This window comes from Streptomyces sp. NPDC090032 (assembly GCF_044748025.1).
Taxonomy (GTDB): domain Bacteria; phylum Actinomycetota; class Actinomycetes; order Streptomycetales; family Streptomycetaceae; genus Streptomyces.
Window position 1 is genome coordinate 209,745 of sequence record NZ_JBIVFF010000005.1, and the last position, 25,380, is coordinate 235,124.

Annotated in this window: 22 protein-coding genes; 15 read left to right on the forward strand and 7 right to left on the reverse strand. The window is 72.2% G+C overall.

Going from position 1 to position 25,380, the window contains the following annotated elements:
• The first annotated feature begins 43 nt into the window (after window positions 1-43).
• Window positions 44-817, forward strand: a complete 774-nt coding sequence (locus tag ACIPWY_RS13705) for an HAD family hydrolase (RefSeq protein WP_401533226.1) — start codon at window positions 44-46, stop codon at window positions 815-817.
• Here ACIPWY_RS13705 and ACIPWY_RS13710 read toward each other — a convergent pair.
• Window positions 774-1,706, reverse strand: coding sequence for a ScbA/BarX family gamma-butyrolactone biosynthesis protein (locus ACIPWY_RS13710; protein ID WP_362901342.1), 933 nt, complete (start codon window positions 1,704-1,706; stop codon window positions 774-776). The genes ACIPWY_RS13705 and ACIPWY_RS13710 overlap by 44 nt on opposite strands.
• Before the next feature lie 114 nt (window positions 1,707-1,820).
• On the opposite strand from ACIPWY_RS13710, the gene ACIPWY_RS13715 reads away from it, so the two are divergent.
• Window positions 1,821-2,486 (forward strand): ScbR family autoregulator-binding transcription factor, encoded by a 666-nt coding sequence (locus ACIPWY_RS13715; protein WP_362901344.1) that lies wholly within the window; start codon window positions 1,821-1,823, stop codon window positions 2,484-2,486.
• Window positions 2,479-3,195 (forward strand): HAD family phosphatase, encoded by a 717-nt coding sequence (locus ACIPWY_RS13720; protein ID WP_362901346.1) that lies wholly within the window; start codon window positions 2,479-2,481, stop codon window positions 3,193-3,195. Before ACIPWY_RS13715 ends, ACIPWY_RS13720 begins: the two co-directional genes overlap by 8 nt.
• A 69-nt stretch (window positions 3,196-3,264) precedes the next feature.
• Here ACIPWY_RS13720 and ACIPWY_RS13725 read toward each other — a convergent pair whose 3' ends face one another.
• On the reverse strand, window positions 3,265-4,035 hold the full coding sequence (locus tag ACIPWY_RS13725) for a glucose 1-dehydrogenase (RefSeq protein WP_362901348.1): 771 nt from the start codon (window positions 4,033-4,035) through the stop codon (window positions 3,265-3,267).
• 135 nt (window positions 4,036-4,170) lie between these two features.
• Between ACIPWY_RS13725 and ACIPWY_RS13730 the strand changes: the two genes are divergently transcribed.
• The 3 genes from ACIPWY_RS13730 (at window position 4,171) to ACIPWY_RS13740 (ending at window position 7,121) form a co-directional block, all read left to right on the forward strand.
• Window positions 4,171-4,767: a TetR family transcriptional regulator gene (locus tag ACIPWY_RS13730; protein WP_362901350.1), complete on the forward strand. Its 597-nt coding sequence runs from the start codon at window positions 4,171-4,173 to the stop codon at window positions 4,765-4,767.
• Between the two features lie 310 nt (window positions 4,768-5,077).
• Entirely contained in the window at window positions 5,078-6,235 is a 1,158-nt protein-coding gene (locus ACIPWY_RS13735) for an IS701 family transposase (protein WP_401533230.1), read from the forward strand.
• An 85-nt stretch (window positions 6,236-6,320) separates the two neighbouring features.
• The gene (locus tag ACIPWY_RS13740) at window positions 6,321-7,121 is read left to right on the forward strand and encodes an AfsR/SARP family transcriptional regulator (protein ID WP_351986483.1); all 801 of its coding nucleotides are present in this window, start codon (window positions 6,321-6,323) and stop codon (window positions 7,119-7,121) included.
• A 28-nt stretch (window positions 7,122-7,149) separates the two neighbouring features.
• Here ACIPWY_RS13740 and ACIPWY_RS13745 read toward each other — a convergent pair whose 3' ends face one another.
• On the reverse strand, window positions 7,150-8,133 hold the full coding sequence (locus ACIPWY_RS13745; protein WP_362901354.1) for a LysR family transcriptional regulator: 984 nt from the start codon (window positions 8,131-8,133) through the stop codon (window positions 7,150-7,152).
• A gap of 116 nt (window positions 8,134-8,249) precedes the next feature.
• Between ACIPWY_RS13745 and ACIPWY_RS13750 the strand changes: the two genes are divergently transcribed.
• The 3 genes from ACIPWY_RS13750 (at window position 8,250) to ACIPWY_RS13760 (ending at window position 13,445) form a co-directional block, all read left to right on the forward strand.
• Window positions 8,250-9,722: an MFS transporter gene (locus tag ACIPWY_RS13750; RefSeq protein WP_393699389.1), complete on the forward strand. Its 1,473-nt coding sequence runs from the start codon at window positions 8,250-8,252 to the stop codon at window positions 9,720-9,722.
• 158 nt (window positions 9,723-9,880) lie between these two features.
• Complete coding sequence (locus ACIPWY_RS13755) at window positions 9,881-10,717, forward strand: MBL fold metallo-hydrolase (RefSeq protein ID WP_362901358.1); 837 nt, start codon at window positions 9,881-9,883, stop codon at window positions 10,715-10,717.
• A gap of 133 nt (window positions 10,718-10,850) precedes the next feature.
• Window positions 10,851-13,445: a polysaccharide lyase family 8 super-sandwich domain-containing protein gene (locus ACIPWY_RS13760; protein WP_401533233.1), complete on the forward strand. Its 2,595-nt coding sequence runs from the start codon at window positions 10,851-10,853 to the stop codon at window positions 13,443-13,445.
• Between the two features lie 21 nt (window positions 13,446-13,466).
• Here the strand turns inward: ACIPWY_RS13760 and ACIPWY_RS13765 are convergent, their stop codons facing one another.
• Window positions 13,467-13,844, reverse strand: coding sequence for a nuclear transport factor 2 family protein (locus tag ACIPWY_RS13765; RefSeq protein WP_362901362.1), 378 nt, complete (start codon window positions 13,842-13,844; stop codon window positions 13,467-13,469).
• Window positions 13,845-14,047: 203 nt separating this feature from the next.
• Here ACIPWY_RS13765 and ACIPWY_RS13770 point away from each other — a divergent pair, with 203 nt between their 5' ends.
• The 3 genes from ACIPWY_RS13770 to ACIPWY_RS13780 all read left to right on the forward strand — a co-directional run bounded on the left by ACIPWY_RS13770 (window position 14,048) and on the right by ACIPWY_RS13780 (window position 16,918).
• Entirely contained in the window at window positions 14,048-15,583 is a 1,536-nt protein-coding gene (locus ACIPWY_RS13770) for an AMP-binding protein (RefSeq protein WP_393699384.1), read from the forward strand.
• Window positions 15,584-15,671: 88 nt separating this feature from the next.
• On the forward strand, window positions 15,672-16,469 hold the full coding sequence (locus ACIPWY_RS13775; protein ID WP_393699382.1) for a DUF4389 domain-containing protein: 798 nt from the start codon (window positions 15,672-15,674) through the stop codon (window positions 16,467-16,469).
• A gap of 152 nt (window positions 16,470-16,621) precedes the next feature.
• On the forward strand, window positions 16,622-16,918 hold the full coding sequence (locus tag ACIPWY_RS13780) for a DUF6401 family natural product biosynthesis protein (protein ID WP_362901368.1): 297 nt from the start codon (window positions 16,622-16,624) through the stop codon (window positions 16,916-16,918).
• Between the two features lie 24 nt (window positions 16,919-16,942).
• Here the strand turns inward: ACIPWY_RS13780 and ACIPWY_RS13785 are convergent, their stop codons facing one another.
• The 3 genes from ACIPWY_RS13785 to ACIPWY_RS13795 form a co-directional block, all read right to left on the reverse strand.
• Window positions 16,943-17,725 carry a mechanosensitive ion channel family protein gene (locus ACIPWY_RS13785; protein ID WP_362901370.1) on the reverse strand — a complete coding sequence of 261 codons (783 nt, stop codon included), beginning with the start codon at window positions 17,723-17,725 and terminating at the stop codon, window positions 16,943-16,945.
• A 148-nt stretch (window positions 17,726-17,873) separates the two neighbouring features.
• Window positions 17,874-20,687 (reverse strand): MFS transporter, encoded by a 2,814-nt coding sequence (locus tag ACIPWY_RS13790; RefSeq protein WP_401533238.1) that lies wholly within the window; start codon window positions 20,685-20,687, stop codon window positions 17,874-17,876.
• Window positions 20,688-20,799: 112 nt separating this feature from the next.
• Window positions 20,800-22,320 (reverse strand): amidase, encoded by a 1,521-nt coding sequence (locus ACIPWY_RS13795; RefSeq protein ID WP_401533240.1) that lies wholly within the window; start codon window positions 22,318-22,320, stop codon window positions 20,800-20,802.
• A gap of 229 nt (window positions 22,321-22,549) precedes the next feature.
• Here ACIPWY_RS13795 and ACIPWY_RS13800 point away from each other — a divergent pair, with 229 nt between their 5' ends.
• From ACIPWY_RS13800 to ACIPWY_RS13810, 3 genes are all read left to right on the forward strand, one after another.
• A complete protein-coding gene (locus ACIPWY_RS13800; RefSeq protein ID WP_383895385.1) occupies window positions 22,550-23,563 on the forward strand; it encodes an Lrp/AsnC family transcriptional regulator in 1,014 nt (337 codons plus the stop codon).
• A 134-nt stretch (window positions 23,564-23,697) separates the two neighbouring features.
• A complete protein-coding gene (locus ACIPWY_RS13805) occupies window positions 23,698-24,504 on the forward strand; it encodes a ParA family protein (protein WP_362901380.1) in 807 nt (268 codons plus the stop codon).
• Window positions 24,504-25,343 carry a ParB/RepB/Spo0J family partition protein gene (locus ACIPWY_RS13810; RefSeq protein ID WP_401533245.1) on the forward strand — a complete coding sequence of 280 codons (840 nt, stop codon included), beginning with the start codon at window positions 24,504-24,506 and terminating at the stop codon, window positions 25,341-25,343. The genes ACIPWY_RS13805 and ACIPWY_RS13810 overlap by 1 nt, the downstream gene beginning before the upstream one ends.
• Window positions 25,344-25,380 lie beyond the last annotated feature (37 nt).

Here is a 25,380-nt window from a genome sequence, read left to right on the forward strand (position 1 = left end):
CCACCCCCACCCCGTCCCAGCCCTCGTAAGGAAGGCGGCTCACATGCCGGCAGAAGACCCCATCTCCCCTGACAGCACGGGTGGTTCAGGCGTCGAGCTCGCGTTCTTCGACGTCGACGAGACCCTGATCACCGTGAAGAGCATGTTCCGGTTCCTGGAGTTCCACTTCCGGGAGCGGGGCCTCGCACCCTCGGCGTACGCCGAAGCCGCCGGCGACCTGCGGGCCAAGGCCGCGGCGGGCGTGTCCCGGCGCGAGACGAACCGCGAGTTCTACCGGCTCTTCGCCGGGCGGCCGGCCGAGGAGGTGTTCGCGCACGGCCGCGCCTGGTTCGACGCGGAGCTCGCGAGCGGCACACTCCTGCACCCGCCCGCGGTCGAGGCCCTGCGCCGGCACCGCGGCGAGGGCGCCGTGATCGCCCTGGTCTCCGGCTCGTTCAGGCCCTGCCTGCAGCCCGTCGCACAGTTCCTGGGCGCCGACGAGATCCTGTGCAGCGAGCCGGAGATCGTCGGCGGCCACTTCACCGGCCATCTGGAACACGCGGTGATCGGCCCGGAGAAGGGTCGCCTGGCACGTGAGCTGATGGCGCGGCGCGCGGTGCCCGCGGCACGCGCCGCCGCCTATGGCGACCACGCCTCCGACCTGGACCTGCTGCGCTCCGTGGGCCACCCGGTGGCGGTCGGCGACGACCTGGTGCTCGGGGCCCATGTGACGCGGGCGGGCGGCCGAACACTGCCCGGGATCGGGCAGGGCGCGGCCGCCGGGGCAGAACGGGCTATCGGCCGGCCGGGGACTTCGCGACCGACACCAGCGCGGTGAAGCAGAGCTTGTCCTCCTGATGCATCGTCACCAGGATGCGGGCGCGGCCCTGCTGGTCGTCCGGCAGCGGCTGCGCGTCCACGCGGCAGGGGCTGTCCAGCTCGACGTAGCGGTGGAAGACGGTCTCCATCGCCTCGGTGACACCCGCCCTCGGGTGCCGCACGGCGCGGGCCGCCTGCTTGGCCGCCTCCAGGAGCAGGATGCCCGGCGCGTGGTCGCTCGGGTGGTCGAAGTACATCGGGTGGTGTGTGTCGATCCGCAGCTGCCAGCGGTCGCGCTCGTCGGTGGGCGACAGGACGGCGTCACGGAACTCCTCGCTGGCCCCGGAGACCGGGGGCGGCAGCGGACGGCTGCGGGCCAGCTCCAGCATCTCCAGGGCGTCGCCGCGGGCGCCGCGCAGGCGCCGGTAGATCGCGGCGGGCTGGATGTCGAACCGGGTGTGGGCGGTGGCCAGTTGCTCGCCGTCGCGCAGGACCGTGATGTCGAGGGAGAGCGCGGAGACGACGCCCCGCCGGCGCACGATGTCGTAGCACTTGATGTGCAGCTGGGGCCGGCCGCCGGCGCCGCCGCGGCCGAGCGCGTCGAGGCCGAGCGCGTAGCGGTACTCGTCCCACAGCAGGTGGTGGCCGAACGGCACCTCGTAACCCGCGTGCGCGAGCAGCGGGAAGGTCTGCCGGATCGTCTCGGTCAGCAGCACCGCGTCGTCGCGGCGGCTGTCCTGGGTGCTCATCAGGCGTCTGGTGTCCGTCCAGTCCGCGGTGATCAGGAACTCGTCCTCGCCGATGCGCCCGAGGTCCGTGAGGAGAACCTGGGAGGCGTCGTGCTTGTGGACGAGCTCCTTGGTGACGCGAGCAGGTATCGAAGTGATCGTCGAAGCCATGTCGTTCATCAGTGATCCCCCTGTGTGAGCGCTGTCATGCGCTGCCCCCGACGCGGTAGCGGATCCGCGCCACAGCCAGTAACATAGAGGGCGTTCTTTTTTTTGTCGAGACCGGGACGTGGCATGGCAGCACCGAAGCAGGAACGCGCAGTTCAGACCCGGGAGCAGCTCCTGCGGGCTGCGGCCGAGGTTTTCGACGAGTACGGATATGCCGGCGCGGGGATCAACAAGATTCTCCAGCGGGCGGGCGTGACGGCGGGGGCGCTTTACTTCCACTTCAAGAACAAGCAGGACCTCGCGCTGGAAGTGATGCACGCCCAGCGCACCACCATCGAGCCGCACGTGCCGTCCACCGGGCTCCAGCGCCTGGTGGACATCACCCTCATCTGGTCGCACTCGCTCCAGGCCGACCCGCTGCTGCGGGCAGGCGTGCGCCTCACGGGCGAGCAGGCCAGCTTCGGCCTCCAGGACGCGTCCCCGTACGCGGTCTGGGCGCGCAGCTTCGAGGAGTGTCTCGAAGTGGCCCGCGAAAACGGCGAGTTGCGCGAGCACGTGGAGCTCGGTGAGCTCGCCGAGTTCGTCGTCGGCGCGTGCACCGGCATGCAGGAGTACGCGCAGGTCGTCTCCAAGCGGGCCGACCTGCCGCGGCGCACGGTGAACATGTGGAAGCTGCTGCTGCCCGGCGTCGCCGACGACCTGACCCTCGGCCGGATCGAGAACAGCCAGGAGCGCGCGAAGTCCCTGTGGACCACCCTGGGCGCGCACGACAAGGGGAGCGAAGATGACTGACCTGCCTCGCCGGCTGCGGCTCGCCGCCGTCAACATCGACGGCGTCCTGCTCAACGACACCTTCAGTCCGCTGATCCACCAGTTCGTCACCGGCCGCGGCGGCGTCTACTCGGCCGACGTCGAGCGCCGGGTCTTCTCCCAGCGCCAGGCCGTCGCGGGTGAGGCCATGGCGGAGTCGGTGCCGCAGGAGATGACGGGGCAGCAGGCCCTGGAGGCGTACTTCGAGGAGCGCACCCGCTATCTCGCCGACCACCCGGTGGAGATCATGGACGGCGCGCCCGCCCTGCTCGACCGGCTGCGCGCCGCGGGCCTGCCCTTCGTCTGCTACGGCGGGCTCGACAAGTCGCACTTCGACGAGCATCTGGGCGCGTACGCCCACCAGTTCGCCGGGCCGCGGTACATCTGCACGAACGAGGTGCGGCCCGGCCTCAAGGAGATCACCGCGCACTTCGGCCTCGACCACGGCGAGGTGCTCTTCATCGACGACGTGGCGCGGGTCGCCGAGGCGGCCAGGGCGCTGGACGTGCCGTTCATCGGCCACCCCAGCACCTTCGAGCACAGCCATCAGGCGGAGCTCATGCGGGAGACCGGGGTACGCCACCTCGTCGGCTCCCTGCACGAGATCGACGACGCCCTGCTGCGCACGCTGGACGCGGAGGCGGCGGCCGGAACGGTGTGGACCCATGACCGGGCGACCGCCGGCATCTGAGGTCGCGTCAGCGGCGTGAACGCTCCTGCCGGGCCCAGGTCCGGCCGGAGCGCTCACGCCGTACGGGGATCAGACGGCCAGAACACCGCCGTCGACGGGCACGGTCGCCCCGGTGACGAAGGACGACGCGTCGCTGCACAGCCACATCGCCGCCTCGGCGACCTCGGCCGGCGCGGCGAAGCGCTGCTGCACGGCCCGCGCGAAGAACGTCTTCTCGATGCCGGGCGCCTGGTCGATGACGGACTCCATCATCTCGGTCAGCGTGCTGCCCACGGCGAGCGCGTTGACGCGGATGCCGCGCGTCCCGTACTCGGCCGCGGCCGCCTTCGTCAGTCCGATCACCGCGTGCTTGGCGGCGACATAGGGGGCGCCGACGCCGGTGGCGATGAGGCCTGCCGTGCTCGCCGTGTTCACGATGGACCCGCCGCCGGTGGCCAGCATGGCGCCGATCTGGTGGCGCAGGCAGTTCCACACGCCCCGCACGTTGATGTCCATCACGGAGTCGAAGTCGTCGTCCGGCGTCTCGTGCAGCTCTGTGCCGAGCGTGGCGTGACCGGCGTTGTTGAAGGCGGCGTCCAGCCTGCCGAAGCGTTCCACCGCGGTGGCGACGGCCCGCTGAACGTCCTCGCCGCGGCGCACGTCACCGACGACGGCCACCGCCTTCCCTCCGTCCGCCGTTATCTCCCCCACCAGCGCGTCGAGTTGCTGCTGTCTGCGGGCCATGAGCACTACGGGGGCGTTCCTTCCGGCGAACAGGCGCGCCGCCGCCGCGCCGATGCCCGACGAAGCCCCCGTGATCATCACTACCCGGCCGTCCATGTCACGTACGTCCTTGATCATGCCGGGCAGTCAAGCAGGTGTTGCCCGACGCCGGGAGACGGCATCTCGCCCCTCGGCCCTGATCGACCTGCCAAGAACGTTCCGGGCCGCGGCTCATGGGGTGTTCTTGGGAAAGTCTTGACCTACGGTAGATCTATGGCACGCCAGGAGAGAGCAGAACTGACCCGGCGCCGGCTCATCGAGGCCGCTGCCGCCGAGTTCGCCGCGCACGGGTACGCCGGCACCTCCCTGCTCGGGATCGTGAAGTCGGCCGGGGTCACCATGGGTGCCCTGACCTTCCACTTCTCGTCGAAGTCCGCCCTGGCGGACGCCGTCCAGGAAGCCGGGGCCGCCGCGACGCGCGCGGTGCTGCACGGGGGCGAGGCCGACCCGGGACTCCGGGGCGTGCTCGTCGACACCCTGGCGCTCGCCGAGGCCCTGGAGACCACCCCGAGCATCAGGGCTGCCGCGCGCTTCACCCGCGAGGGCCGCGGCGCCGAGTCCAACTGGTACGCGGCCTGGATCCCCCACATGCGCGAGAGCCTGGAGCGCGGCTGGCCCGACGAGCACCCCGGCTCCGGTCTGACCCCGGTCTCCACCGCCGCGCTGCTCACGTACGTCATGGCCGGAGTCGAGGCCACCGCATCGGCCAGGGGCGCCCTGCGGGACGCGTCCGGAGCCGACCCCCAGGACGAGCTGGCGCAGGCGCTCCAGGCGCTGAGCGCACTCGCGTCCCCGGCCAAGTCCCTCTGAGGGAACCTCAACTCACGTACTGGACAAGGCTCCTCGGGCGCTCCGGCATCAACTGAACGCACCGTTCCGGGCACGGATCGTACGCACGGCGACACCCGGCACTGAGCCGGACCACCCCTGCGCCCAAATATTCAACTTCCCCTCCGCACACGAAGGCCGCGCCCTCCTCCCAGCTCAGGGCCCCTGTAGCCCGGCCGCGGCACCTGCTGCGGACTCGCCGCCCCCTGCCCTCACCGAGAACTGGGCTAGAAAAATAGAGAACGTTCGCTATATTTCCTGGGCAGGGACGTCGAGGGAGAGGAGCCCACCCATGGACCGGACGTTCGACGACAGAGCGCGGACCGCCGGCGCGGCCCCCGCGCCCGCCGTGCACCGGCTCTTCGCCCACCTGCCGCGCGCCGACCAGCGCCGGTGGGCCGAGGTCTACGTGAAGGGCCTGCTCACCACCCCGGGCAAGAAGTCGCTGCGGCGGATGGCGGCCTCCGTCACCCCGTCCCCGACGGCCTCGCAGTCACTCCAGCAGTTCGTCAACGTCAGCCCCTGGGAGTGGCGCCCGGTCCGCGCCGAACTCACCCGCTGGGTCGCCGGGCACACACCGGTGCGGTCCTGGACGGTGGCCCCCGTGGTCATACCCAAGCGGGGCAGCCTCGCCGCCGGGGTCCACCGGCGCTTCGTGCCCGGCCTCGGACGCACCGTCAACTGCCAGCTGGCGCTAGGTGCGTTCCTGACCTCCGGGCTCGGCGACGTCTCCGTGGACTGGCAGCTCTACCTGCCGCGCCGGTGGACGACGGACAGCAGGCTGCGCGAGCAGGCCCGCATCCCCCGCGCCACCGGCTACACCGACGCCGCCGGGCTCTGCCTCGCGCTGCTCGACCGGCTCGCGCGGACCACCCGCCGGGCACCCGTCGTCATCGACCCCGAAGGCCACATGGATGCCGAAACGCTCATCGAGGGACTGGAGGAACGCGGCCACGACTGGATCGTCGCCGTGCCCGACACCCTCCGCCTCGCGCTCGCGCCCACCCAGGGCACCGCCCCCGCGCACCCCCTGGAGACCATACGCACCCTGGTCCGCCGGCACGCGTCACCGCGTACCGCCGCCCGGACGGAAGGCGCATCCGACAGTCCCCGCCTCGGCGCGCTGTCCACGCTGATGCCGCTGCCCGGCGGGGACCGGCCCTGTCTGCTCGTCGGGGAATGGACATCGCCGTCCCCGCGGCCCGGCCGGACCTGGCTGACCAATCTGCCCCCCGACCGCCACTTGGAGGCGGGCGCTCTCATCGCGGAGCGCGCCGCCGCACGGGCCGGAGCCGACGAGACCGAACTCGGACTGCACGACTTCGCCGGCCGCTCCTACGCCGGCTGGCACCGCCACGCGACGCTGGTCTCCGCCGCCTCCGCGCAGCGCAGGCTCGGCCACGACGGCTGCCGGCACATTCCGCACCCCCCGCACCGCACCGCACCGTAAGGCCCACCACCAGGCCCACCACCTGTTTGTCCACCCACTCGCCGTCCGCCGACACGGACAGCGCGTCCATCACGAGGGAGGGGCAATGGAGTTCCGACTCCTTGGTCCGATAGACGTAACCGAGCAGGGGCACGACATCACGCCCACCGCACCCAAACAACGCCAGGTGCTCGCCCTGCTTCTGGCCAGAGCCAACCGCCGGGTGTCCGTACCGGCCCTTCTCAACGAGGTGTGGGGATACGAACCGCCCCGCACCGCCACCACAGCGCTGCAGACCTACATCGGGTCCCTGCGCAAGACGTTCGCCACCGCGACCGGCACGACCGTGCGCCACATCGCCGAACACCGTCTCGTCACCGACGGGAACGGTTACGTCCTGAAGCTCGCCGACGGCGAATGGGACCGGCCCCGCTTCGAGCAGCTGGTCCTCCAGGCCCGCGGCCTGATGGAGGCGCGCGACGCACAGCGCGCCACCGAGGTGCTCGGCGAGGCCCTCGCGATGTGGCGCGGCACCCCGTTCTGCAACGTCAAGGCGGGCAGTCAACTCACCGCACAATCCAGGGTGTTGAACGAGGCCCACCTCGCGGCCTGCGAGGTCCGGGTGGACGCGCTGCTGTCGACCGGCCGGTTCCAGGAGGCCGTCGGCGAGGCCGTCGCGCTCGTCGAGGAGCACCCGTACCACGAGAACGTGCACGCCCAGCTGATGCGCGCCCTGTACGCGTCAGGCCGCCGCGCCGCCGCACTGGAGGCCTACCAGTCGCTGCGCCGCCGTATGAGCGACGACCTCGGCATCACGCCCTCGCCCACCACCAGGTCCCTGCACCACGCGATGCTCCAGGACCGCCCCGACGACCGGTACCTGTCCGCCGCGGGAGCCGTCCACTGACCGACACCCGGACCCACCCCGGGCAGGCTCAGCCGCCCTCGGACTCCCACAGGGTCTCCAGCGCCCTGGTGGGGCCGCCCAGCGAGCGCACATGCTCCAGGGCCGCGCCCACGAACGCCCGCAGCCGGCCCGTCTCGTGGTCGGTGGGCCAGATGAACGCGTACTCGATGCGGGGGGCATCACTGAACGGCCGGAACACCAGGCCGGGGCGCGCGTAGTACCGCACACCCGCCGCGGCGACCGGCGTCACCCCCTTGCCCGCGAGGACCAGCGACAGCGCGTCCTCCCAGTGCGTGATCGCCTGGCCGTGCGGAATGGGCCGCCCCGACGGCGTCTGCCGCGGGAAGTGATGGTCCAGCCAGTGGGCCGGCACCGGCCTCGTCACCGTCAGCAGCGTCGCCTCCGCCAGATCCTCCACGCTCAGCGTCTCGCGCCGCGCGAACGGGTGCGTGGACGGCATGAGCAGCACCCGCGGCTGCGACAGCAGCACCGGGCCCGTCGTCAAGTCGGCCTCCGCCACCGGGAGTTCGGTGACCTGAAGGTCGATGTCCCCGGTGCGCAGCGGCCCGTAGGGGTCGGATATCTGCACCTGTCGTATCTGCACGTCCACGCCCGGATGCCGGCGCGCGAACACCGCGGCGACGCTGTGCAGCAGATGGCCCGTGAACGCCCCCGAGAAGCCGATCCGCAGCGTGCCGGTGATCCCCCGGCCGGCCGCTGTGGCTTTGGCGATCTCCTCCTCGATACGGCGCTGAGCAGGGGCGATCCCGTCCCTGAGCTGCTCCCCGATGGCCGTCATCGTCACGCGCCGGCTGCTGCGCTCGAACAGCTTCGCGCCGATGCGGCGCTCGACGCGGGCGATGGTCTGGCTGACACGGCTCTGCGAGACACCCACGCGTTCGGCGGTCCGGCCGAAGTGCAGTTCCTCCGCCAGCGTCAGAAAGATCTCGATCTCCTGGCGTTCCATGTCCTCCCCGTCCTCGGCGTCCTCGGCCTCGTACCCCTCACCCACCCGCTCACCTCGAACGATGAGCCCGGCGAATCGATCGTTGCACAGATCGTTCTTGTTGCGCAGGTGCCCCGATTCGATGCTGGTCAGGCCCGATCACATACGAAAGGACACCCCTGATGGCTGTCACCGAGTCCTCTCCCCCCACCGAGACCGACGTCCTCGCCCCGCCACCGCCGGTCGCCGATGTCGGCGCCGCCGACAACTCGTTCAGCACGCGGGGCTGGCTCGTCCTGATCACGCTGTGCTGCGCGACGTTCATGTGCGGCCTGGACTTCTCCATCGTCACCGTCGCCCTGCCCGACATCGGCAGCAGCCTCGGCTTCTCCTCGCCCGGCACCCTCCAGTGGGTCGCCACCGCGAGCCTGCTGCCCTCCGCGAGCCTGCTCCCGCTGTTCGCCCGGGTCGCCGACCTGGTGGGCCGCAAGAAGCTGTTCACGTTCGGCGTGGCCCTGTTCACGCTGTTCTCGCTGGGCGCCGCCCTCGCCAATGGCCCCGGCGTCCTGATCGCCACCCGCGTCGGCCAGGGCACCGCCGCCGCGATGATCGCCCCCGCCGCCATCGCCCTCATGACCGGCTACTTCCCCGAGGGCCCCCAGCGCGCCCGCGCCCTGGGCCTCAACGGCGCCGTCATGTCGCTGGGCTTCGTGCTCGGCGCGCTCGGCGGCGGCGTCATCACCAGCGGCTTCAGCTGGCGCTGGACGATGGTCGTGCTGTGCGTCATGGGCGCCGTCGCCCTGGCCGGCGCGCTCGCGCTGCCGGTGATCCGGGAGGCCGCCGCCGCCAAGCGCATGGACATCCCCGGCGCCGTCCTCGCCACGCTCGGCCTGTTCGGTCTCGTCTTCGGCATCTCCACCGGCGGCGACAAGGGCTGGGTCCGCGCGGACTCGCTCGGCTCCATCGTCGGCGGCCTGGTCCTGCTCGGCGCGTTCCTCCTGGTCGAGCGGCGCCACCCCGAGCCGCTGATCCCGCTCAGCGTCCTGGGCCGCCCCACCATCAAGTGGTCCGGCCTGTTCGGTGTCGTCACGTTCGGCATGTGCGCCGGTACGACCGTGCTGCTCAGCCTCTACATGCAGGACGTCCTCGGCTTCACCCCGCTCCAGGCCGGTCTGAGCTACCTCGGTGAGGGCGCGGCCGCGATGCTCGGCGGCATGTACGTCGCGAAGCTGCTCGGCCGGTTCGGCGGCGAGCGGGTCCTCGCGGCCGGTCTGCTGATCCAGGGCGCCGGCACCGTCGCCATGTTCACGCTGCCGCAGAGCGGCAACATCGCGCCGCTCATCATCACGTCCTCGGTCATGGGCCTCGGCCACGTCTTCAGCGTCGTCTCCTTCATCACCGTCATGACGTCGGGCGTCAGCGAGGAGGACCAGGGCGTCGTCGGCGGCCTGTCGCAGCTCCCGCAGTACGTCGCCGCGATCGGCGTCGCCGGCCTCAGCGCGATCGCCGCCGCCCGCACGAACGCCCTCTCGGGCGGTTCGGGTGCCGATGCGGCCGCCACGCTCGGCGGGCTGCACGCCGGAATGGTCACCGCCGGTGTCGTCGCCCTGGTGGGCGCGGGGCTCGCGGCGACCGTGCTGCGCAAGCGCGCCTAGCCGCTGCGCGCGGTGCGGGAATCTGGTCGCGGGGAACGTGCGGGCCGGCTGTGGCTGGTCGCGCAGTTCCCCGCGCCCCTTATCGGGGGTGCTGGCGTTGTCGTGTCTCTGCGGGACGGACCCACTCCCCTTCGCAACATCACCTAGGAGACCGACCCGTGAACGACAGGCGACTGCGCAGGCCTTCGGCCGTGTGTTCCGTGCAGGTGGGTGATCTGAAGGTCAGTTACGTGCCGGACGGCGCCATGCTGTTCAAGCCGCCGGCGCCGCCGCGGGCGGGTGCCGGCGCCGCCTACCTCAACGACACCGCCCATCTGGTCGCCAACACCGGCGGCCTGCTCGTCCAGTCCGACGGACGGGCGCTGCTCATCGACGCGGGGTTCGGCCCGCACTCCGTACCGGAGGACCCCGACCACCCGTACATCGGCGCGGTGCACGGCGGTTCGCTGCTCGACAATCTGGCGCGGCTCGGGGCACGGCCCGACGAGATAGAGGTCGTGGCCTTCACCCATCTGCACAGGGACCACATCGGCTGGGCGTGCACGGATCCGCCGGTGTTCGAGGCGGCCGCGTTCGCGGTGCCGAAGAGCGAGTGGGAGAACCGTCATCAGGTGCCGGGGCTGACCGCCGGGGCGCTGGCCGCGCTGGAGCGCCGGCTGCGGCTCGTCGTCCCCGGCGAGGAGATCTTCCCCGGTGTGCAGACGCTGGCGCTGCCCGGCCACACCGCGGGCCACACCGGCTTCACGATCACCTCGCGGGGCCGCCGCCTGCTCGCGTTCGGGGACGCGCTGCACTCGCCGCTCCAGGTCCGACACCCCGAGTGGTTCACGGTGTCGGAGGGCGACCCGGCGCAGTCGGAGCGCCACCGCCGCCGGCTGATCAGCGAACTCCAGCAGCCGGACACCCTCGGCTTCGGCATCCACTTCGCGGACGTCGTCTTCGGCCAGGTCGTCCCGGACGGGGTGGGGGAAGGAGCAGACTGGCTTCCCGTGTGACGCCGGCGCGCCGGGACCCGTACAGGGCAGGCCGGTACGCGCTTTCCCTCCGGGCCCGTGGACCTCTTGTCGCCCTCGGGCCCATCTGCTTGACTCCGCGCGCCAGCACGCCAACTCACCGGCGGAGGAAGCCATGGAGATCACCCGCAGACATCTGCTGTCCGCCCTGTCGGCCGCCGGTCTCCTGACGGTGATCCCCACCGGACGGGCGAACGCCGCCGACGCGGCCGCGGACAGCGCGCGGCTCCTGGCCAACACCGTGGCCGTCTTCGCCGGGAGCGCCGAGTCCAACGCCCGGCCGGAGACGGCCGCCAAGCGCGCCGCGATCGACAAGGCCGCCCGCGCGAACCTGAAGTCGATGGACGCGGCGGGCCCCGGTGAACTCTTCGCAGGGCTCGTGCTCGGCACCGACGAGGGCAAGCTCAACACGGCGTACAAGCAGTTGTACGAGATCGCCCTCGCGACGCGTGCGCCGGGCGCGGCCCCCGACCTGTACGGCGACGCGACGGTGCAGCGCCGCGTCATCGACGGCCTCACCTGGCTGCACGACCACTACTACGGCGACCAGTCCAAGGGCTACTACGGCAACTGGTTCTACTGGGAGATCGGCCTCTCCCAGTTCATCAGCAAGACCCTCGTCCTCCTCGCCGACGAGGTGCAGGCCTACCGCCCGGACCTGCTGCGCACCTACGTCGCCTCGATGGACGCGTACCTGCGCAACGGCACCGACGGCGACGTGAACCTCGACTCGCGCTTCCACACGGGCGCCAACCTCGCCGACATCACCACGAACCGCATCCTCCAGGGCGCGCTCCTCATCGCGGACGGCGGCGGCGCCCCCGACGGCGAGGCCCGGATCCGCAAGGCCCTCACCGACCAGCTCACGGTCTTCGCGACGATCGACCCGTACGCCCTCAACCACGGGGTCACGGACGGGTATTACGCCGACGGCTCCTTCCTCCAGCACGCCTCCGTCGCCTACACCGGCTCGTACGGAAAGGGGCTGCTCACGCGGGTCGTGCAGACCCTGAAGATCCTCGACGGCACGGGCTTCGCGCACGGCGGGGAGCTGGTGCCGACCGTCGTGGGCTGGGTGCGCGACGGGTTCGCGCCGCTCATCTTCGAGGGCTGGATGATGGAGATCGTCAAGGGCCGGGCGGTGTCCCGCACGGACACCGGCTACACCGACGTCGCGATCGTCGTCGAGGCGGTCGTCGACCTGGCGTCCCTCGCCGAAGACACCGCCGGCGCCGACGCCACGACCGACGCCACGGCGCTGAAGAGCTACGTCAAACACATCCGGGCCACCTCACGCGCGGCCCTCGACCCGTCCTCGTTCGTCTCGCCCGTGAGCATCACGCGCTACGCCGACATCACCGGCGACGCGTCCGTCCCGGCCGAGGACCTCAACCCCGCCTCGCGCACGGTCGCGTTCAACGCCATGGACCGGACCGTGCACCGCAGGCCGGGCTACGCCTTCGCCCTCGCCCGCAGCTCGTCCCGCATCTCCAAGTACGAGTACATGAGCGGCGAGAACCTCATGCCGTGGTTCCAGGGCGACGGCGCGTACTACCTGTACCTGTCCGGCCAGGACCAGACACAGGCGTACGGCGTCGACTACTTCACGGCGGTCTCGCCGTACGCGCTGTCCGGGGTCACCGCCCCGGTCGAGGAGCGCCGCACGGTCCCCGAGCTCTACGGGAAGCCGTACTACGACAACCCGGGCCACCCGCTCAACTTCACGTCGTCGTCCGAGTCGCAGAACACCTACGTCTACTTCCCGCGCGGCACCGGCCCGCACTCGGGCGGAGCCGTCCTCGGCGCGTACGGGGCCGCCGCCATGGTGCAGTCGGACGACGTGCCGTACCGGGACAAGCAGAAGGGCGTCCTGCCCGACGACTTCGTGGTCTACCGCAACGCGACGGCGACGAAGTCGTGGTTCCTGTTCGACGACGAGATCGTGGTCCTCGCGGCCGATGTCGGCGACACGGCCGGGCGGGCCGTGACGACGACCGTCGACTCCCGCACGGCCGCCCCGGACGACCTGACCACGGTCACCGGGGCGCTGCGCGACGGCCGCCCGTGGACCGGCCCCGGCACCGGTGACCTGCACTGGCTGCGCTACGCCAACGCGACCCGCGGCACGTCGCTCGGCTACGTCTTCCTCGACACCCCGCGCGTGCGGGTCTCCCTCGACGAGGTCACCCGCAGCCGCCGCGTGGTCCGCACCTCGAACCCGGACACGGCGGTGACCCGCACGGTCCTCGGCGTGACGGTCGACCAGGCCGCGGGTGCCGAACCGGCTTGTCTGGCCTACGCGTTGGTGCCGAACGCGGGTGAGAGAGCCCTGCGCTCGTACACCCGCCACGACGGCGCCCTGACGGTCCACGCGAACACACCGCGCCTCCAGGCCGTCACCCACCAGGGCCTCGGCCTGACCGCCGCCAACACCTTCACGCCCGGCCGCCACGAGACCGCGGGCCTGCGCGTCGAGGGCCCCGCCTCGGTGCTCGTACGGCGCGGGCGGCGCCACGGCGCCCCGGTCACCGTCGCGGTCGCGGACCCGACGACACGGCGCGACACCGTGACCGTCCTGCTCCGCGGCCGCTCCCTGAGCAAGGTCAGCGCGGACCCGCAGGTGCGGGTGGCCCACGTCCTCGGCGGCACCCGCCTGGACGTGGACACCCGCCACGCGTACGGGCGGAGCTTCACGGTGACGCTGCGCTAGTTCTCCGAGTCCGGCCCTTCGTCACGCCGCCGGGACCCGGTCCAGGAACCCCTGCACCGTACGGATCCGGCCGTCCTCGGCCAGCGAGATCACGTCGGACCCGGCGACGGGCGCGGAGCCGTCCTCGGCCGACACCAGCTCCCAGGTGAACCGGGCGATGTCGTGGTGCCCGTCGACCGTCCCGGTCCGCTTGAACGCGAACCCGGGGAACTGCTCGCGGGCCGCCGCGATCAAGGCGGCGATGCCCTCGTGCCCCGCCACGTCGGCCAGGGGGTCGGTGTAGCTGCCGTCCACGCTCCACGCGGCGGCGACGGCCTCGGCGCGGGCGTCGGCGCCCTCGGCGTTCCAGGCCTCGAAGTAGCGGGCTACGGCGGCTTCGTGAACGGAGATGGCAGTCATGCGGATCGGCCTCCAGCCAGGTCGGATGAGGGACCGGAGCCCGGGAGGAGTGCGCCGCCCGGGTTCCGGATGCCTTCAGCCTGCCGGGCGGGCGGACCGGGGTCGATTACGCCGGAGGTAATGCCGGGAGCGGCCCTGTTCACCCATGCTGTGGTCGGACAGAACCAGATGTGTTGTTCATCGTCAGTGCTGGGGAGGCCAGGATGTTCGTCCCGTTCGGGGCCCTTGATTTTCTGGAACGTGCCGCCACCGTCTACGGGGACCGGATCGGCGTGGTCGACGAACCGGTCCAGCCGGCCGAACCCTGGAAGGACCTCACCTACCGCCGGGTGGCCGGACTGGCGCGCGCCCAGGCCGCCGGGCTCGACGCGCTGGGAGTACCGCTCGGCGCGCGCGTCGCGGTCGTGTCGCCGAACAGCGCGCGGCTGCTGACGTCGTTCTTCGGCGTGAGCGGCTACGGCCGCGTCCTCGTGCCGGTCAACTTCCGCCTCACCGCTGAGGAGGTGAGCCATGTCGTCTCCCACTCGGGCGCCGAAGTCCTCCTCGTGGACCCCGAACTGACGGACCGTCTGGCCGGTGTCCCCGCCAAGCACCGCTTCACCATGGGGACGGCCGCCGACTCCGAGCTGTACCGCTTCGACGCGGAGCCCGTCCCCTGGACACCCGACGAGAACGCCACCGCCACGATCAACTACACGAGCGGGACGACCGCCCGGCCCAAGGGCGTCCAGATCACCCACCGCAACATCTGGGTCAACGCCGTCACCTTCGCCCTGCACGCCGGCGTCACCGACCGGGACGTCTACCTGCACACGCTGCCGATGTTCCACGCCAACGGCTGGGGCATGCCGTTCGCCATGTCCGCGCTCGGCGTGCGCCAGATCGCGCTGCGCAAGGTCGACGGCGCCGAGATCCTGCGCCGCGTCGCCGAGCACGGCGTGACCGTGATGTGCGCGGCGCCCGCCGTCGTCAACGCCGTTCTGGACGCCGCCCGTTCCTGGAAGGGCGCGATCCCGGGGCGCGACCGGGTCCGCATCATCGTCGCCGGGGCCCCGCCGCCCACCCGTACCGTGGCGCGCGTCGAGTCCGAACTCGGCTGGGAGTTCATCCAGATCTACGGCCTCACGGAGACGTCGCCGCTGCTCACGGTGAACCGCGGCCGCGCCGAGTGGGACGAGCTGGATGCCTCCGAGCGCGCCGAGAAGCTCGTACGGGCCGGGGCGCCCGCGCTCGGCGTGAGCCTGCGCACCGACGACGAGGGCGAGGTGCTCGCCCGGTCGAACGTGATCCTGGAGGGCTACTGGGAGCAGCCCGAGGAGAGCGCGAAGGCCCTCGCGGGCGGCTGGTTCCACACCGGCGACGGCGGCACCGTCGGCGAGGACGGCTATCTGACGATCAGTGACCGCAAGAAGGACGTGATCATCACCGGCGGCGAGAACGTCTCGTCCATCGAGGTGGAGGACGCCCTCTTCAGCCACCCCGGCGTCGCGGAGGTCGCCGTCATCGGCGTCCCGGACGAGAAGTGGGGCGAGACGATCAAGGCGCTCGTCGTCCGGGCCCCCGACGCGACGCTGACGGAGGACGAGCTGATCCGCCACTGCAAGGAGCGCCTGGCCGGTTTCAAGGCCCCCACGTCGGTCGAGTTCCGCGAGGAACTGGCTCGCACGGCGACGGGCAAACTCCAGAAGTACAAGCTGCGGGCGCCGTACTGGGAGGGCCGGGACCGGGGGGTGAACTGACGCCTCGCGGAGGGGCCGGTGGGCGGGCATGCACCCGGGCGGACGACCCGGGGTGCCCGGGTCCCCTGCCGTCGGCAGAGTTACCGGCATGGAACCCCACTACGGCACTGTCCCGCTGATTCCGGGCGCCGAGTCCCTGCCCGAGTTGGACATCCCGGAGCCGGGACGGCAGAACCGGCTCTCCGTGCTGGTACGGCTCCTGCTGCTCCTGCCGCACTTCGTCATGCTCGTCGCGCTGTCGGTGGTGACGCTCTTCGCGGCGGTCACCGGCTGGTTCGCGGCGCTGCTGCTCGGGCGGCTGCCCGATCCGGTCGAGCGGTATCTGGCGGAGTTCCTCGGCTACGACACCCGCGTGAACGCCGCCGCGATGCTCCTGACCGGCCGCTGTCCGAGATTCGAGCTCGCCGAGCCGATGGGCTTCCCGGTGCGGGTGCGCGTACTGCAGTCCGTGCACCTCAACCGGCTGGCCGTGCTCCTGCGGCTGCTCCTGGTGATCCCGGCGGCGATCGTCGGGGTGCTCGCCACCGCCGGCTGGTGGGCCGTCTCCGTCCTGTCCTGGCTCGTGGTGCTGTTCCTCGGCCGGATGCCACTGCCCCTGTTCGAGGCGACGGCGGCGGTCCTGCGCTACCGGATGCGGCTCGGCGCGTACGTACTGCTGCTGACCCCCGCGTACCCGAAGCGGCTCTTCGGCGACCAGACGGCGCCGGACGCCATCGTCGGCACCCTCGCGGGCCCGTCCGCCACGCGGCCGCTGTTCCTGGGGGCGGGGGCGAAGGTGCTGGTCGGCGCGTTCCTCGTGCTCGGTCTCGTCGGCGGGGCGGCGAACAGCTCCCGCTACGGCGTCGACGGCCCGGCCGCCGTACAGGCCTCGCTGCCCGGCTTCTGACCACGCGCGGGCCGCGACCGGACGCCGGTGAGACCGAGCCGGTGGCCGGACGCCGATGACCGGACGCCGCTCCTGTGACCAGCCGCGCCTGTGACCAATGGCATGCCAAAAGGCCTGTTCCGGGGCGCTATGCCCCGTTTACGGTGGTCCGCATGTCTCCTCTGGCCCGCATCAGCACCTCGTACGCCCCGCGCTTCGCGGAGTTCGCGTTCGAGCCCGGCTTCACGGCCGCCGTCGACCAGCATGTCGCCGAGCTGCGGGACAAGCTGGAGGCAGGCGGCAGCGCGCTGCTGCCCGAGCCCCCCGACCGGGAGGTCCTCTCGGACTACGCGCTGGGGTTCCTCGACGCGCTCGCCGAGAACGGCTGGCGCGAACCCGTGGGCCACGACTACGCGGTGTGCCGCCTCACCGCCATCAGCTGGCTGGTGAGACGGCACGATCTCGCGTAGGCGAGCCTGACCGACGGACGCGCGTCACATGTCGTCGGTGCGCTCGCGCTCCTGGACGGGCTGGTTCGTCAGCGCGTCCTCGCGCCCCGACTGGTAGGCGGAGAGACCGCCGCGGGCCTTGGCCGTCTCCTGCTCGGCGGTGTTCAGCATGCGCTCCCAGCGCTGCCGCATCGGGCCGATGAGGCCGCCGCCCACACCGACGACGACGATGCCGACACCGGCGGCGAGCGCCGCGATCAGGATCGGCTGGGTGATCGCCGTGGCGATGCCCGCCTGGCCGAGCGCCGCGATCACGCCGAGCGCGACGATGCACGCCCAGACGATCGTGCCGATCGTCTTCCCGTACGAGACCGACGACAGCGCGTTGGTGACGACGTCGCGCACGACGTTGGCGATGGCCATGGCGATGACGACCAGCGCGATGGCGACGATGGCGCGCGGCAGCCAGGCCACGATGCCGCTGATCATGCTGCTGACGGGGTTCGGGCCGAAGACACCCAGAGCGATCTGCAGGGTGATCAGCAGCAGGGCGTAGTAGACGATCTTGACGACGATCGCCGTCATGTCGTACTTGGAGCCCTCGAGCATGCGGGCCGCGCCGGCGCGGTCGGCGAGTTTCTCCGAGCCGACCCGGCGCAGGACCCGGTCGAGCACCTTGGCGATCATCTTCGAGATGAACCAGCCGATGGCCAGGACGACCAGGAAGCCCACGAGCTTCGGCACGAACTGGGCGACTTTCGACCAGGCGTCGCTGAGGCCCGAAGTGAAGTCCACGGCGAGCGTGGGTCTGTCGGCGAGCTGGGGCATGAGTGGTCCTCCACTCGATGGGGCCCGTACGCGCTGCCGCGCCGGGCGATCAGGCCCCCCACAGGTGCGGTGATGTGCTCCTCCGTGGATATCAGCGCGCCGATGGACGCGGCCCCTGGGCCGCGTCCATTCGTGTGACAGCTGACGGTCAGGCTGCGAGCCCGTCCGAGTCCTTGTACGGGACGCCGTCCTTCGCCACGAGCAGGACGTTCTCGGGCTTGCCGAGGGAGGCGATGTCGGTGAGCGGATTGCCGCGCGCGATGACGAGGTCGGCGCGCTTGCCGGGCTCCAGCGTGCCGATCTCGTGGGCCAGGCCGAGCAGCTCGGCGGCCTCGGACGTCCCCGCGAGGATCGCCGCCATCGGGGTCATGCCGGACTCGACGAGATACGCCAGCTCGCGCAGGTTCGTGCCGTGTGCCGCGATGCCGCAGTCCGTGCCCATGGCGACGCGCACGCCGCGCTCGATGGCGTGCGGGATGTGCCGGCGCGCGACGGTCTGCCAGTGCTTCTTCTTGGCGTACGCCCAGCTCGCGGCCTTCAGCGGGTCGGGGTCGGTGTTCGCCGTGGTCAGCGTCGGCACGAGGAACGTGCCGCGCTCCAGCATCAGGTCGATGGCCTCGTCGTCGATCTCGTAGCCGTGCTCGACGCTGGCGACGCCGCCGCGCACGGCGTTGAGGATGCCGCCGCGGCCCTGCGCGTGCGCGGCGACCCGCTTGCCGCGGTGGCCCGCCGCGATCTCGGTGATCGTGCGGATCTCGTCCTCGAGGAACCCGTCGTCGTCGGGCTGGTCGGTCGGGCTCCACACGCCGCCGGTCGCGGCGACCTTGATGCAGTCGGCGCCCTTGCGCAGCAGGTCGCGCACCGCGCGCCGGCAGTCGTCGACACCGTCCGCGAGGCGGCTCATCCCCGGGTCGGTGACGCCGTCGTCCGTCCCGGCGCGGAAGTCGCCGTGGCCGCCGGTGGGGCTGAGCATGGCGATCGCGACGAGCAGGCGCGGGCCGACGAGGAGCCCGTCGTCGACGGCCTTCCTGTGCCCGGCGTCCGCGCCGCCCAGGTCACGGGCCGTGGTGACTCCGGCGAACAGCGTCTGCCGCATCCGGGGCGCCGACAGGAAGGTGCGCAGGGACCTGGGCATCGCGTTGAGTTCGGCGTGGTCGAGCGCTCCGCCCGGCGCCGCCATGTGGACGTGGCAGTCGATGAAGCCGGGCAGGATCGCGTCGCCCCGGACGTCTATCTCCCTTGTGCCGGCGGGGAGTTCGGGCCACCGGTCACCGGGCCCGGCCCACCGGACCAGACCGTCCTCGACGAGGACGGCACCGCCTTGCACCGGCTCGCCGCCTCTGCCGTCGATGAGCAGTCCGTTGCGGAACAGGAGAGGGACGGCGGAGGTGGGAGCGGCGGTGCCTTCGGGGGTCGGTCCGGTGGTCATGGAGGGCGGGTCCTTCCGTGATGCGGGTGGAGAGGGGTGGTGCGTCGGTACGTGGCGGGGGCCGTCAGCCGACCGGGGCGGGCTGCTGCGGTACGGCGTCCACGTCTGCGGGGGTCTGCCGGCCCGTACGATCACGGCCGCCGCGGCGGCGACGAGCAGCGAGACGCCCGCGCAGCACCACCACACGGTCGTGTAGGCGGACTCGGTGGGGATCTCGGTGCCCTTGAAGGTGATCGCCGTGAGGATCGCGGCGAACACGGCGCCGGAGACGCTGCCGCCGAGGGTCTTGGAGGTGTTGTAGACGCCGGTCGCGATGCCGGTGCGGTCGGCGGGGCTGGCGTCGAGGACCAGGGCGGGCATGGCGCTCAGGCCGAGCCCGATGCCGAAGCCGATGACGAGGTTGGCGACGACGAACTGCCACGGTTCGGCGTGCGCGAGGACCAGCGTCGTATAGCCGGCCGCCATGAACGCGCCGCTCAGGGCGAGGACCGCGCGCGCCCCGATCACGCGGGCCAGCCGGGGCACGGCCGCCGAACCCGCGAAGGCCATCAGGCCCCAGGGCGCCATCATCCAGCCGATGCCGAGGGTCCCGTAGCCGAAGCCGTAGCCGAGCTTGTCCGGCGGGCTCGCCAGGAACAGGGACGCGGCGGTCTGCGAGCCGAACAGCGCGGCGCCGAGCAGGAAGCTCGCCCCGTACACCGGCAGCAGGGTGCGCTTGACGGTGAGGCGGATGTCCACGACGGGGTGTGCCACGCGCAGTTCGACGAGGACCCACACGGCGAGGACGAGCACGGCGACGGCGAACAGGCCGAGCGTTCCGCCTCCGGTCCAGCCCCAGCGCGGGCCCTGCGAAATGGCGAGCAGCAGGGCGGCGAGCCCCACGCTCAGCAGGCCGGCGCCCGCCCAGTCGACGGTGCCGCGGGCGCGGGTCTTCGACTCCGGGACGAGGAAGAACACGATGCCGACGCAGAGCACGGTCGCGGCGGCGGGGATCCACAGGATGCCGTGCACGCTGGTGACGACCTCGCTGAGCAGGCCGGCGAGGACCGTTCCCGCGCTCGCGCCGAACGTGAGCGCGCCGACGAGGAGACCGATCGCACTGCGCGCGCCCTGAGGGCTCAGCCGGTCACGGACCAGGCCCATCTCCAGCGGGAGCAGCGCGGCGAGCGGTCCCTGGAGGACCCGGCCGAGCAGCAGCAGCTCGAACGACGGAGCCCAGGCGACGAGTACGGAACCCACCGCGAGGGCGACCGCGGCGATGCGCAGAAGGCGGCGGTGACCGTACAGGTCGCCGAGCCTGCCGAAGATCGGCACGGAGATCGCGGCCGCGAGGAGCTGTGCGCTGCTGACCCAGTTCAGGTCACCGGCGGTGATCTCCAGATCGGCGCCGAGCCCCGGCAACAGGGCCGGCATCATCCCCTGGAGGATGCCGCTGATGAGCTCGACGAAGACCAGGAAACCGACGACCGCGGCGACGCGGGCGCCGCCTGGACCGGGCGCTGCGGGGCCGTGACCGGCCTTGACACGCGACATGGGTTCTCCAGGGTGAACGGCCGCACGCGGGCGGCGGGGACGGGGCGTTCGGGCGGGGCGTGGGGGGTCTGCCTTGCTGTCGAGCGGATGCTTGCTGTCGAGCGGGTGGGGGTCAGGCGGGCTCGGGGTGGGCCGGTGTCAGTTCGTGGGCGGACGTGAGGAGGGCGTGGGCCGTGGCCCGTACGGCGGTCAGGTCCGCCGGGTCCGGAGTGAGACCCGCGGCCGTGAGCGCGGCGGTCACGAGGTCGTCGGCGGCCGTCTCCCGCGCTCCGTCCGCGGGTGGCGGTTCCGGCAGGGGGCGTGGGCGGGTGGCCGGGTCGGGGGTCGCGCGGCGCAGATGCCAGGCGGTGGCCCGCTGATAGGCCGCGCCCGCCGCGAGCAGCGTGCGCTCGGCGTAGGGGCGGGCCACGAGCTGGAGCGACAGCGGCAGGCCCGCCCCGTCCGCTCCCATGGGCAGCGCGAGCGCGGGTAAACCGGTCGCGTTCCAGGGCGCGGTGAGGTTCAGCTCGTCGCCGGGCGCCGCCTCCTGGTGGTAGGGGCGGGCGCCGGCCGGCCAGGTCGGCGTCGCGATGACGTCCACGCCGCCGGGGCCGTCCATCCGGTCCAGGAGAGCGGCGGTGAGTGTCTTTCCGGTGAGGCGGGCCCGGTCGACGAGCCCCGGGCCGAGCGCGGCGCCGGCCGCGGCGAGGCGGCGGAAGGCCCGCCCGTGCAGCTCCCAGCGTTCGGCGAGCCGCGCCCCGTGGACGGCGAACGCCTCGCCGAGCATGACGGTCGCGTTGACGGAGAGCAGCGACGGGAACTCGGGGAGTTCGAACTCCCTTGTCTCCGCGCCGAGTTCGGTCAGCACGCGTAGCGCTTCGGCGAACGCGGACCGGCAGGCGCGGGTGACCCCGGGCGCGTCCACGAGGCCGTAGGGGACGCCTATGCGCAGCCCTCGTACACCTGCCTCACTGGTGCCGGGTGCGTATGACCGTCCCGTGAGCGCCGACAGGAGGAGTCCGCAGTCGGCGGCGGAGACCGCCATCGGGCCCGCCACGTCCTGCGACGGGCTGAGCGGGAGACAGCGGTCGAGGGGGACCAGGCCGTGGGTGGGCTTGAGGCCCGTCGTGCCGCACAGGGCCGCGGGCAGCCGCACGCTGCCGGAGGTGTCCGTGCCGAGCGCGCCGAGGAAGATCCCCGCGGCGATCCCGGCGCCGTTGCCGGTGCTGGAGCCGCCGGTCCAGCGCTCCACGTCCCAGGGGTTGCGCGGCACGGGGAAGGAGTGCGCCGGGTCGGGGCGGCCCATCGCGTACTCGGCCATGGTCGTCTTGCCGATGACGACGGCTCCGGCCGAGCGCAGGCGCGTCACGGCGGGGGCGTCGAGCCCGCGCCACAGGCCGGGGTCGTGGGCCGGGCTCTGTGCGGTGACCGGCCCCTCGGCGGCGGCGAAGTTGTCCTTCACGGCCAGGGGCACGCCGTGCAGGGGCCCGCGTTCCCCGGCGGGCAGCGCGTCCGCCGCCCGTGCCGCGGCGAGGGCCTGCCCGGGGAAGCGGGTGACGAAGACGCCGAGCAGCGGGTCGAGCGCGTCGGCGTCGGCGAGCGCGGCGGTGACGAGTTCACGGCTGCCGACGGCGCCGGTGCGCAGGGCGTGCACCGCATCACTCAAAGATTCGAATGGCTGTTCCATACTGGGCGCGCGACGTTCCATGCGATGACACCTCCAACGTCTCGGCGTGGCCGGTTCCGATCGATGGAGCGATGCTATTCAGACGCTATTCGGACGGGCAGAATTGCGTTTCTGTGGCACTCGCGTAGATCGAATGCAGCTATCTGTCACAACGCCGCCAAGGCGCCCCGCGCCGTGCAGAAGGAGCCCACCCCGCATGGCCGAAACCCCCACCCGCACCCCTGACCGTCTCGACGAGCTGGACCTCGCCCTCGTCAACGCCCTTCAGATCGACCCGCGGGCCCCCTGGACCAAGCTCGCCGCCGCCCTCGACGTGGATGCGGCCACCGTCGCCCGGCGCTGGGAACGGCTCCGTTCGGCGGGCCTCGCCTGGGTCACCGCGTACGCCTACGACGTGGGCGGCGGGGCGCTGGTCGAGGTCGACTGCGCGCCCGGCCAGGACGCGGCCGTCGCGACCGCCCTGTCCAAGGACCCGAAGGTCGTCACCGTCGAGCACACGGCGGGCGGCCGCGACCTGCTCGTCACCGTCATGACCCCCGACTTCAGCACCCTGTCCGCGTACATCGTCGACACGCTCGGCGCCGTCCCCGGCGTCACGTCCTCGCGCGCGCACCTCATCACCCGCAGCTACACCGAGGGCAGCATCTGGCGCCTGCGCAGCCTCACCCGCACCCAGCAGGAGGCCCTCGCCGCGTCCCGCCGCTCCGCGGGCGGCGCCGCCCCCTACCTGGCGGACCACCGCGACCTGGTGACCGCGCTCGGCGAGGACGGCCGCCTCCCCGTCGGCGAACTCGCCACGCGTCTCGGCGTCAGCGTCAACACCGCGAGCCGGCGCCTGGGCCGGCTTCTCGACTCGGGCCGCCTCGTCCTGCGCTGCGACCTGGCCCGCTCCCTGTCCGGTTCCCCCGTCTCCGTCACGTTCTTCGGGTCCGTACCGCCCGAGCATCTCGACGCCACCGCACGGGAGTTGGCGAAGCTCCCGGAGATCCGGCTCTGCGTGGGGACCGCCGGGCCGCAGAACCTGATCGCCACGGTCTGGGTCGCGTCCCTGCTCGACGCGCAGCTCCTGGAGGTCAAACTCGCCGGAAAACTCCCCCACCTGCGCATCGCCGACCGGGCCGTCGCCCTGCGCGCGGTGAAGCTGATGGGACGGCTCCTGGACGCCGAGGGGCGGGCCGTGGGGTACGCGCAGGTGGATGTCTGGGCGTAACCACCCGCCGTCCACGGCGTGTTCGCTCCGCGCGCCCCGCCCGCACTGCCAGAGTGACCAGGTACAGAATCACCCGTTTCGCGCGTTTCATAATTTTAGTGCGTTACGCCGGTCTCCCAGGGAGTGTGGTGAGCATGGCCCACGTGCACGTGATCCTCAATCAGAAGGGCGGCGTGGGTAAGTCCACGCTCGCCGTCAACCTCGCCGCCGTGACCGCGGACGTGCTCGGCGCGGGGACCGAGGGCGGGCAGCCGCCCGTCGTCGCCGTCTCCATCGACCCGCAGGGCTCCGCCGTGTGGTGGTCGGAGCGCGTCGGCGACGGTCTTCCGTTCGACTTCGTGCAGGCCCACGACGACCTCGCCGGGCTCGCCGCGCTCTCCCGCATCCCCTCCGCCCAGCACGTCTTCGTCGACACCCCGGGCTGGCTCGACCTCGCCGAGTCCGCCGGCGAGGACCCCCTCGGCAAGGGCGCCGCCGCGGACGCGCTGCGCGCCGTCCTGTCCAACGCCCACGACGTGATCGTGCCCATCGAGCCCGAGCCGCTCGGCTTCCAGCCCACGCAGCGCACCATCGAGCGCGTCGTGAAGCCGCGCGGCCTGCCCTACCGCGTGGTCATCAACAACTGGGACCCGCGCGACGGCAAGGCCGACCTGGAGCAGACACGCGCCTTCGTCGAGGCCCAGGACTGGCCGCTGGCCCGCACGGTCGTACGGCACTACAAGCTGCACACGCGCGCCTCGGCGGACGGCCTCGTCGTCACCCAGTACGGCGCGAACCGCGTCGCGCTCCAGGCCCGCGAGGACTTCTTCCGCCTCGCCCTGGAGGTGGGCCTCGCCGCGATCCCGGCCCCCGCCAAGCGCTCCACGGGCAGCACCCGTACGAGTACGAAGAAGAGCGCGCAGAGCACGAAGGCCAAGAACGCCAAGAAGGTGAACGTCTGATGGGGCGCCGTACCGATCTGTCCTCCCTGCTGTCCTCCGGCGCCGCCGCCGCCACGGCCACGGCCACGGCCCTGGCCCCGGACACCGCCGGCGAAGGCACGCGGCCCGTCTCCCGCGACGCCGCGCACCCCGTCACCGTCACGCTCGCCGACCTCGCCGAGAACCCCGACAACCCGCGCCACGAGCTGCGCGACCTGGAAGGGCTCGCCGAGACGGTGCGCGAGCGCGGGGTGCTCCAGGCCCTCGGGGTGGTCCCCCGCGCCGTGTTCCTCGCGGCGCACCCGCACCACGAGGAGGCGGTGGGCCGGGCCCCGTACGTGGTCCTGCACGGCCACCGTCGGCTCGCCGCCGCCCGAATGGCGGGCCTGGACGAGGTCCCCGTCCTGGTGCGCGAGGACGCGTCCCGCACCGACGAGGACGCCCTGATCGAGAACGTCCAGCGCGACGACCTGACCGAGCTGGAGCAGGCCCAGGCCATCCAGGGCCTCATCAAGAGCTACGGCTACTCGCAGCGCCAGGTCGCCGCCCGTATCGGCAAGACGCAGGGCTTCGTCTCGCAGCGGCTGTCCCTGATGAAGCTGCGCGAGGACCTCCAGGAGGCGCTGGCCGACGGGCGCGTCTCGGTCGAGGACGCCCGCCGCATCGCCCGCCTCCCCCAGGAGGAGCAGGCGCTCCCCGGCGAGACCGGCACGCCCCCGCCGTCCGTGCCGAAGGCCCGCCGCGATTACGGCGTAATCAAAATCGACAGCCGGGGCACCCCGGAAGAGGTCGTCGAGTCCCTCCGCCGCCATCTCGCCCCCGCGGCCCTCGACCGGATCCTGGAACTCCTCGGCCGCTGAACGCTCCCGCGCGGGCCGGGGGAGGATGGCGGGAGAC